Origin of the sequence: Gemella haemolysans, assembly GCF_001553035.1 — a bacterium.
GTDB classification, from domain to species: domain Bacteria; phylum Bacillota; class Bacilli; order Staphylococcales; family Gemellaceae; genus Gemella; species Gemella haemolysans_B.
Genome location: NZ_KQ959917.1, coordinates 48,387 through 58,283, shown reverse-complemented (window position 1 = coordinate 58,283; position 9,897 = coordinate 48,387). Strand labels below are relative to the sequence as shown.

Genomic DNA, 9,897 nt, shown 5'->3' with positions numbered 1-9,897 from the left:
GCATTTGTTAATGCTTCTTTGTTTGTTGGTTGTCCATCTAATGCTGCTTTTGCTTCGTCTATTACTTTTTTAGCCTCACCTACTTCTGTTGGTGTTGCTTTTTCATTTGCTAACACTGGTGCTGCATCTGCTACTGCTTTGTCATATGCTTCTTTTTTAGCTGCTTCTGCATTGTAGTATGCTGGTGTTGCTTTTGTTGCTGTTGCATCTGCGTTTGCTGCATTTGTTAATGCTTCTTTGTCAGTTTTTAACTCTTGTCTTTTTTGTAAAGTAGTACCTAATAATTCTTTATATTTATCAGTTGTTGTTAAATCGGCTGCCTCTACAAGTGTTTTCACTTTTGCCAACTCTGCATCATAAGCTGCTATAGAGTCTGTAGTCATTCCTTTTTCGTCTTCAACAACTGTTTCTTTCAATTTAGCATAAATTTTAGTTAAAAGATCTTTTGCTATAACATTTGTATTTTGTGAAATATTGAAATCCACCCCTGTTAATGGCAAAGCATATTGTGCAAATCTTGAGTGATAATCCATTCCTAAATATCTATCATTTGCCGCACTAATCCTTACCTTATACTCTGTAGTTCCTTCTGGCAACTCTATTTCTTTACTAGTAAATCTTCCTCCGGTAGCATAAGGTTTGTAATTATCTTTAGATAATGTCTCTAATGCTGCTGCTTTGTCTGCTTCTGTAGTCCCAGCTACATTTACACTCTGCCCTGCTGTACTTGTTTTTGCTGCTATAACAGTTTTCTCATCATCAATAGTACCTTTTTTCGGGTCAAATTCTGCCGTATATACATTCTTCTCTACACCATTAATCACACTAAAGACTTCTACTTTATAATTAGCAACCGTAACACCCGAGCGACCTTCTACTATTCCACTAAATCCTGTTTTAAAATCTACTGTTACTTTTCCAGGTGTTTTTGTATCATAGACTTTAAATGTTTTCTCTACACCTTTATACCCTTTAACCCCTATCGCGACAAGATCACCTTTTACGTCATCTTGCTGTTCTTTATAAGGTTGACCTTCATATGATTCCTTGTTTTGTGTAGCTTGTGTCCTAACTTCTGATAGGAATAACATATATTTACTATTTCTATCAATAGATTGTTCTCCTATCCAAGCCGTTCTACTCCCCCCTACAGTATTAATTGTCTCTATAGGAAAGACTCCTTTATCTGTTGTTCTTGCAACAACAAATTTCCCAGCACTTCCATCAGCTTGATTTACAGCTTTCCAACCACCAAATTCAGTAACTTCTTTTACTTTCCCTGCTTCAACTCCAGTTGTTGCACCTACTCCATCCATATTATTAATTTTTGTATTATTTTGGATAGCGCTTGGTAATTGTTCTAGTTTTTCTTTTAATTCATCTAGTCCTGCATTTGCTTGTGGCGCTGTGTATACTTGATTCGCCGCCTCATCACTTGTAGTATCCATTGTTGTTGAGCTAGGCTCTGCAGCACGTTTTTTACGTGATTTTGGTTTGTTACTTTCTGTTGTTGCAGCAGTTACTTCTGCAGGTTTTGCTGTTTCCGCTGTTGTGTTAGATGTCTCTTGAGCTTTTGCTGTTGTTTGCTCTTTATTTTCTACAACATTTGCTTCTGTTGCTAATTTTTCATTAATTTTATCAGCTGCTTTTTCTGCTGTTGTTGGTGTTGTCGGTACAGTAGTTGTTGCTACTGGTGCCGCTACCTCTTCCTTTTTATTATCCTGTGCTGTTGTATTGTTATTTGTCACTGCGTTTGTTACATTAGCCTCTGTTGCTGTATTAGTTTCAGTTGCTGATGCCGCCCCTTGTCCTAATGCCATAAATAAAGCTGATACGGCCACACTTGCTGCACCAAAACTAACTTTACGTATAGAAAAACGAGTTACTTTTTCACGAGTCGAATTTTCTATATTGTTCTTTAATGATTTATTCTTCATGATATATTATCTCCTTTGATTAAATTAATTACATATGATTATCATTATTACAGAGTCAACTAATATAAATTTTAAATCTATATGTAGTCCTTTTCATAATAACTATATTCTATCATTTTTTAACCATATATTCAACAAATTGGAAACTTTATCTAAATTATATATATTTTTTTATAACCAAATAATTATATTTTTATATATTAGAAATATTATCTAGCTCTATTTTTTAATAACATATTTTTTTATTTAGTTATGTCAGAATATAAAAGACGGCTACCACTTTAAAAATCACTGATGTTTCTCAGTATATTATTGATTCACTTAATTTAAATATGTACTTTCTTCTATGAAAAAATTATATCTTTTCGATATATCGATAGCATTCTAACTATAGTTATTTTTTTGCTATTTATTGATATAACAAATATAATTTTTTCTTGCTATTAATTTCTAATATCATTCCTCCTATGCTATAAAATTTTTATGATATTTGTTAAACTATAAATTAACATCCTCCTCTATGATAGAGCTGACTCAAAAATCCTAAATTTTTAAAAAGTGTATATTATAACTCATAAAAGTAAGTAGTTATTGTAAATTCATGTAAATGTCAATATAAAAATGTAAAATTATTCAAAACTGTACATTCTTATTTTATCATTTCCATTTGGAGGTTAGATACCTCGTTATTGGTCGCTTACGTTATAACTGATTCAAAGTATTTATAATTTCATAACTTACATTTATCCATAATAAAAACAGGGAGTGACTCAAAAATCGTGATTTCGTAGAAATCGATTTTGTCGAGTCATCCCCGCACAGTTTATTAGATATCTAAAAAGCTTTTATAAAGCGAATTTAGATATCAATAAACCACTGCGTCTATGAGTTTTCTTATAAACTTTTTTTTAATCTAGGACTTTTGAGTCACTCCCCGCTTAATAATTAATTCATTATTTGTATATTTTCTCTAAAAATATCTTTGTTATTAAATAGTAATTCATATATTCTAGCTACTTTAATATCTTGTTCAAAGCTCATACTGTTTTTACTATTCAAAAGTGGATGAAGTTTGATTTTACCAACTTTATTAATTTCTCTAATGATGGCTGATCTATCCTTTTTCACAGCTAATACTCTAAAGTTATTAGAAGAAAAATATTTTTTATAATCTTCTTTCGTTGTATTAGTTAGTACGTGAAGTAATACCCTTTGAATTTTTTTATTACTATATCTTTTAGTAGCAATTAATTTCACTAAATCACTATAACTTTCTGCTTTAATCGCTGCTTTATAAATTCTATTTTCTAACCCCTCATTAACATCATAAATCTTTTCTATCCCTGATTTACCAAGAGATAATATCTTGTATTTTAAATACGGAAACAACTCTGTTTCTGATGCTATTTTTTCTTTTTTTAAATCTCTTAACATCTCATTTGAAAGATATTTTTCAATCTTCTCATCAGCTATATTGTTTCTTATAGAAGTTGCACTAAGATGCACTTGATCTGACATCTTTGTGCTATTCAATCCTTGACCTTCTCTTTTTATCGGAATCATTTGAATCTCTAGCCCCGCTTCTCTAATAGCTTTGTAATAACTATATGCTAAACTGAAATTCGGATTGTTATTCTCAAAACCATATAATATACTATTAATTTTCGCATGATTAAGACCTGATTTTAACAATTTTTTATAATTTTCTTCTGTAGTTTTTTGTTGTTTTGTGTAAATTTTATTAAAAATACTAACATCATCATTTTCTGTACCAAAAATTAAATGTGTTATCCCTGCACCAAATAGTATCTCTATACTCTTTTTAGCAAAATCATCACCATATGCAACACTTCCAAGATAAGGTAGTGCAATGACCATGTCACAACCACTTCTAATAGCCTCTCTAGCGCGCGTATAACCATCAACTATCGCAACTTCACCCCTTTGAGTGAAAAATTCACTCATTACACAGATTACTTCTCCATTATTTTCATCTGCTATTTTTCTTGCACATTCTATTAAATATCTATGTCCGCTATGTAACGGATTAAATTCCGCAACTATTCCAATTCGCATTTTTCTATCTCACTTTTTATTGTTTTTGTGTAAATATAAAGATAGCGAGTTTTTTACTTACTACTTTTAAATACTAAGTAATCCCCTCGCCTTCTTTTTCTATTCTTTATTTTCTTCTGTAGCAGATGGATTTGATACTACTTTTTCCATATCGTTATCTTCAAAAATATCTACTGTCCAACCTACTAGACTTCCATCTTCTGCTGTGACTTTACTAATAGAGAACTGTCTCGGTTTTTTATCTTCATTAACCAATCTTCTAACTTCTTTTCTTCCAAAATCTAAAGCCTCTTTTTGAGATTTAAAGATCTTACCTGTAGTACCGACACCTTCTGAATCAGACAGTTTTTTCCCTTTATAATCTTGTTGGTTCGGTGTTTTTAAAACTTCTTCTCCAGTATCTTTAATTAGATTTCTATTCTCATTTTGTGTAACTATATTTCCTACTGAATTTATATTTTTATTCTCGATTTTGTTCTCTTCTTGTTGTTTTACTGATTGATTATTACTATTATCAACCTTGTTTTCTTTACTATCTTTCGGCTTACTCACCTGTTCTTGTTTCTTATCACTTTGAGATGAATCATTCTTCTGAACAGATTCTTCCTTACCAAAGTAACCAATCGCTAAAAAAATAATAGCCGCTATAACAAACGAACAGATACCATAAAACAAAGTTTTAGTGAATCTAGTTTTTTTCATAATCTCATATCCTTCTTCATACTTACTCTTTATTATACCACTTCTTATAATATTTTGCGAAGATTTATAAATATTTATCTCGCTATTTCTCCTTAAAAATACTGTATAGAAAAACTCATAGCACTCTTTTTCTAGAGTTCTATGAGTTCGACTATTAACTTTCTGTAATTTTTACAATAACTTCACCTTTATCATTTCTACCTAATGTGTAGCTGTAGTTTTTCTTATTCTCTTTTGCTAATCTGTTAATTTCTTCGTTAGCATAGTTATGTGCAGCTTCTGAATTATTAAATGTTCCAGGGGCTGTTGCTCCACCATTTGCTTCTGTCGCTTCTTTTTTAGCTTCTTTATTAGCATCATTTTTTGTGTTGTTATTATTATTACTATTGTTACTACTATTATTATTGTTGTTAGAATTATTTTGTGTATTACTTACAGTTTTATTGGTATTACTTGATTTATTACTTTCTGATTTATTAGATGAGTTTGAAGAAGATGAGCTATCTCTATTATTAGATTCTTTATTCTCTCTATATTTTTCCTCATCACTTTTTTCTTTTGATTTAGATTTCGAGCTATCTTTATCTTTGCTCTTATTTTTATCACTTGATGATGAAGTAGTTTCATTGTCTTTTTTCTTACTTGAACTATCTCCACCAGTAAAATAACTTATACCTATAAATAGAGCACTACATAAAAATATAGCTAATACAATTCCCCATAACACTTTCAATAATCTATTATCTTTCATTGTATTCCCCTCCTTTGTTTCTAATATATTATAATACTATTTTATGCATATTTCCACTACTTTTTTTCTATTATAATTTATTTAAATAAAATTTAACTTAAATAAACTCCTAAAACATTATATTTTACTTTTTGAGAAATTCCCTCATTAATTTTCGATATATTTAGTGTCAGAGGCCTAAGACAAAGAATAAATACAAAACAAGGGAGATTTTTATTATGAAGATTTTAAAAAAAGTTTTACATCTAAACTATAACGAACCTAAAGGGGAAAAACGCGTAGTTAAAAGTTATAACTTCGAAGTTGCCCCTACTGCTGAAGACACTGCTTTGAAAGAAGTCGGCGAAGAGTTAAAAAAACTAATTGCTAAAAACATTGAAGATATTGTCACAAGCACAAAAGAATCACTATAATTTTAGGAGGGAATTTAATTATGGAGAAAAAATTAAACATTTACTTTAATACTGATAACAAAAAAACTTATCACATCGCTTTATCATTTCCGAAAGATGATTTAAGCAAAGCTACTGTAGAGGCTGTTGCAAGAAAAATTGTTGATACAAAAGTACTTAACAACGACAAACATACCCTTACAGGATTTAAAAAAGCTACTTATACTACTCGTGAAGTAAGCGAACTTCAATAATAGAAGGGAGGGAGGTGCGGTCCAAGCCGCACCTTTTTTTTATGGACATACTAAATTTTATCAATACTGTAGGCTTCCCTATTTTTGTAGCGGTATTTTTTCTGTTAAAGTTAGATAATACTTTACAAAATATAGGAAAAAGTTTAAACGAACTTACACGTATTATAGAAACAAAGTTAAATATTAATATCAAAGAATAGTTTAATATAAGGGAGTAAATATTATGACAAGTCAACAAACAATGGTTAACTGGGCAAAGGATAACGTCTATAAATGGATCGATATGGATGGAATGTACGGAGCACAATGCGTAGATCTAACAATGGCATATGTGAAGAATTTCGCGGATTTCCAAATTTATGGTAATGCCATCGATTATCTAACTAATCCCATTCCTCCAGGTTGGAGACGTTATTTCAAAGGAGATACTGAAATAGCTCCAGGAGACATAGCAATTTGGCATTGGGGCGATTGGGACAAATTCGGTCATGTAGGTATAGTGATTGAGGTAAATGAAGGAACTATTACCTCTGTAGAACAGAATGTTGATGGTACTCCTGAACGTGGTGGTATTGCACGCATTATGAGTCGTGATGATACTTACCTCGCAGGTTTTATCAGACCTAGCTACGATTCAACTGAAGAATGGACTAGAATTCCTGAAACTGGCTATTTCACAGTAGAAGTTCCATCTATTAACGTTAGAAATAAACCAAGCAAACTCGGGAAAGTTACCAACACTTATAACAAAGGGGAACGAATCTACTATGATAGCTATGTAATTAAAGAAGGATTCGTTTGGATTAGCTATATTTCCTATTCAAATGAGCGCCACTACGTAGCTACAGGAACACATAATGGAAGTGAAAGAACTAGTACATGGGGAACTTTTAGTTAGTAGCTCTTTCAAACTTAAATTTGATAAATAACATAAAAAAGAAGCGACTGGAGATTCCAATCGCTTCTTATTCTTATTTATTCTTTAATTATTTAACGCGGATGTAAACTGGTCCACTACCTAAGTTTGCAGTGTTAAGAACAGTTTGGTTTCCGTTCCATCCACCGTGGATAGCTTGTCCGTTACCTGCGTAAACTCCGATGTGAGCTGCCCCCATACCACCGTTTGCATAGTAAACTAGGTCTCCAGGTTGAGCTTGAGACGCTGGAACTACAGTTCCTAAACTCATATATCCTGCTGGCCAATCGTGGAAGTTAATTCCTACTGCTTTAAGAGCATTTGTTACTAATAATGTACAATCTTGGAATGTACCTAATTGAGCTAATGCTGCTTGATAGATTGCTGCTCCTTTGTTTGAAGACGCAACTTGTGTTGTTGCCGCCGCTGCTGGAGCTTGAGTTTTAGCAGTTACAGTTGGTGCTGCTGTTGCAACTGCTGGAGTTGCAACTGGTTTTTCTGCCGCTTTAGCTACAGCTGGCGTAGCTACTGGAGCTTCTTTTTTAACTTCAGCTTTAGGTGCTTCTTTTACTTCAGTTTTTGCTGGCGCAGTTGGAGCAGTCGCTGCTGCTTTTGGTGCAACTGTTTGAACTGGATCAACCTTAACTACTGTTTTCTCGGTAGTATTTTCTACTACAGTCGCTTTTGGAACTGTTACTTCAGCAGTTTTCGTTGCACTTGCATCTACTTTTAATACTGTTCCTACATAAATTAGATTAGGATCTGAAAGGTTGTTTAATTTAACAAGTTCATCTACTGAAACACCGAATCTGTTAGCAACTTTTCCTAAAGTATCTCCTAATACTACTGTGTAGTATCCTTGTTCTTTAGCTTGAGCCACTTGAGCTACTGTTGTGTTATAAGTTAATTTATCTCCAGGGAAGATTAATGAACTTGTTAAGTTGTTATCTTGCATAAGTTGATCAACAGTTGTTCCGTTGTTGATTGCGATATCCCAAAGAGTATCACCCTTCTTTACTGTATATGTATCAGCGTCTGCGATTTGTGCTAATCCTACTCCTACTGTTGATACGATTGCCGTTGCGGCTACTAATTTTTGTAATTTACTCATCTATTTTTATCTCCTTAAAATTAGGTTTGAGTCAAGCGACTCATTTATCTATAATAAATACTGTTTTAATTTCTAAATTTTTAATTTCTATAAACTATTTTTTCTAAACTATTCACGTCATCGAATTAATTCAACTTTAAGTTGAATTAATTGTAATCTTGACATACTATCATTATATGTTCTCACGAAGCCTTTTTCAAGCTTTGTAACAGTTTTGTAATAGTAACGATAACTCTCTGTTACATTATGCAAAATTCGTAACAATAATTACACTCTATAAGCAGTTGAATTGCATTTTAAGCGTTTTTATTATATAGTAAACCTGTAATTTTAAATTTTATTTTCAAGGGGGTTTTATGACAGATTTTAATACAGCTAGCTCTGCCTTAAAGATAATTCTTGTCTTCTTAGAAGGTCTGCTATCGTTCCTTTCACCTTGTGTTATACCTATATTACCTATCTATATCGGTATTCTTGCAGGAAAAAAAGAAATGAATGAACGCGGAGAACTAGTCTTCAATAAACGTAACACTATTACAAATACACTATCATTCGTACTAGGTATTTGTTCAACATTTTTTATCCTAGCTTTTGCTACTAGTTTTATTAGTATATTCTTAAACGAAAATATTAAAACATTGCAAATCGTCAGTGGTGTTTTAATCATCTTTATGGGATTATTACAATTAGGCGTATTTAAGATAGGCTTCTTAAAACAAGAATTTTCAATAAAAAACAAAGTTAAGAGAAAAGGAAATAAAACTACTCCGATTCTTGCTTTTTTAATGGGATTCACTTTTAGCTTTTCTTGGACACCATGTATCGGACCAATTTTAGCTAGTGTTTTCCTATATGCATCTAGTCATACTGGAATAATGAGCGTTCTTTTAATTCTTGCATACTGCTTAGGGTTTATCTTACCGTTCATCCTTGTTGCATTCTTTGCTTCAAAATTATTAGAACTATTCAAAAAACATACAAACATACTAAAATATACACAAGTTATCTCAGGTATTATCCTTATCTTAATCGGTATACTAATTCTGAGCGGATCATTTATCACATTAACTAGATATTTCGCTTAAACTTGTGATTTGAATTGGAGGAAAATAATATGAAAAAACTAACAATACTTAGCGCAACTCTTCTTAGTAGTGCTCTAATCTTAAGTGCATGTTCTAGTACTTCTGATAAAAAAGAAGAAACTAACAAACAAACTGCAACATCTTCAACTAGTGAGAACAAAGCTATCCAAGCTTTTGACTTTACAGCTATGGATAAAGATGGAAAAACTGTAAAACTTAGCGATTTCAAAGGTAAAAAAGTTTACATCAATATGTGGGCAAGCTGGTGTGGACCTTGTATGAGGGAAATCCCAGAGTTAGAAAAAACTTACCAAAAATTAAAAAACAATAAAGATATCGTTTTTCTATCAATGACTTCTCCTAATGATTCTGAGTTTAAAAACCAAAGTCCTCAAGACAAAGGTAAAGATGTAATCCTTAATAAAGCAAAAGAACTTGGCGTAACTTATCCTGTTCTTTTCGATGTTAACGACCGCTTCATCATAAACTACGCAATTCGTTCATTCCCAACACATATTTTCATCAACAGCGATGGTACAATAGGAAATAGAATTGCTGGTGGTGTAACAGAAGAATTACTAACTAAAGAAATAGAAAAACTTAAATAATAAATAATCCGGGAGTGACTCAAAAATCGTGATTTTCGGAGAAATCGATTTTGTCGAGTCACCCC

11 protein-coding genes are annotated in these 9,897 nt (G+C 31.9%); 6 read left to right on the top strand and 5 right to left on the bottom strand.

The features are described from left to right. From HMPREF3186_RS00330 to HMPREF3186_RS00315, 4 genes are all read right to left on the bottom strand, one after another. On the bottom strand, positions 1-1,937 hold a 1,937-nt coding region (locus HMPREF3186_RS00330; RefSeq protein ID WP_156438947.1), incomplete at its 3' end, for a YSIRK-type signal peptide-containing protein. 945 nt (positions 1,938-2,882) lie between these two features. Further along, positions 2,883-4,013 (bottom strand): tRNA(Met) cytidine acetate ligase, encoded by a 1,131-nt coding sequence (locus HMPREF3186_RS00325; RefSeq protein ID WP_060913402.1) that lies wholly within the window; start codon positions 4,011-4,013, stop codon positions 2,883-2,885. A 99-nt stretch (positions 4,014-4,112) separates the two neighbouring features. After that, positions 4,113-4,715, bottom strand: a complete 603-nt coding sequence (locus HMPREF3186_RS00320; RefSeq protein WP_060913401.1) for a hypothetical protein — start codon at positions 4,713-4,715, stop codon at positions 4,113-4,115. Positions 4,716-4,869: 154 nt separating this feature from the next. Continuing rightward, positions 4,870-5,466 carry a hypothetical protein gene (locus tag HMPREF3186_RS00315; protein ID WP_060913400.1) on the bottom strand — a complete coding sequence of 199 codons (597 nt, stop codon included), beginning with the start codon at positions 5,464-5,466 and terminating at the stop codon, positions 4,870-4,872. Between the two features lie 218 nt (positions 5,467-5,684). Between HMPREF3186_RS00315 and HMPREF3186_RS00310 the strand changes: the two genes are divergently transcribed. The 4 genes from HMPREF3186_RS00310 to HMPREF3186_RS00300 are packed head-to-tail and all read left to right on the top strand — an operon-like array spanning position 5,685 to position 7,010. Next, positions 5,685-5,879 carry a DUF1659 domain-containing protein gene (locus HMPREF3186_RS00310; RefSeq protein ID WP_060913399.1) on the top strand — a complete coding sequence of 65 codons (195 nt, stop codon included), beginning with the start codon at positions 5,685-5,687 and terminating at the stop codon, positions 5,877-5,879. A 20-nt stretch (positions 5,880-5,899) separates the two neighbouring features. Continuing rightward, positions 5,900-6,112: a DUF2922 domain-containing protein gene (locus HMPREF3186_RS00305; protein WP_060913398.1), complete on the top strand. Its 213-nt coding sequence runs from the start codon at positions 5,900-5,902 to the stop codon at positions 6,110-6,112. Positions 6,113-6,153: 41 nt separating this feature from the next. After that, positions 6,154-6,312, top strand: a complete 159-nt coding sequence (locus HMPREF3186_RS09580; RefSeq protein ID WP_081450713.1) for a YvrJ family protein — start codon at positions 6,154-6,156, stop codon at positions 6,310-6,312. 23 nt (positions 6,313-6,335) lie between these two features. Further along, a complete protein-coding gene (locus HMPREF3186_RS00300; protein ID WP_060913397.1) occupies positions 6,336-7,010 on the top strand; it encodes a CHAP domain-containing protein in 675 nt (224 codons plus the stop codon). A gap of 88 nt (positions 7,011-7,098) precedes the next feature. On the opposite strand, the gene HMPREF3186_RS00295 is transcribed toward HMPREF3186_RS00300, so the two are convergent. Then, the gene (locus HMPREF3186_RS00295) at positions 7,099-8,139 is read right to left on the bottom strand and encodes a LysM peptidoglycan-binding domain-containing protein (RefSeq protein WP_060913396.1); all 1,041 of its coding nucleotides are present in this window, start codon (positions 8,137-8,139) and stop codon (positions 7,099-7,101) included. 356 nt (positions 8,140-8,495) lie between these two features. On the opposite strand from HMPREF3186_RS00295, the gene HMPREF3186_RS00290 reads away from it, so the two are divergent. Beyond that, positions 8,496-9,224, top strand: a complete 729-nt coding sequence (locus tag HMPREF3186_RS00290; protein WP_060913395.1) for a cytochrome c biogenesis CcdA family protein — start codon at positions 8,496-8,498, stop codon at positions 9,222-9,224. Positions 9,225-9,253: 29 nt separating this feature from the next. Next, positions 9,254-9,832, top strand: coding sequence for a TlpA family protein disulfide reductase (locus HMPREF3186_RS00285; protein WP_060913394.1), 579 nt, complete (start codon positions 9,254-9,256; stop codon positions 9,830-9,832). Positions 9,833-9,897: the final 65 nt, after the last annotated feature.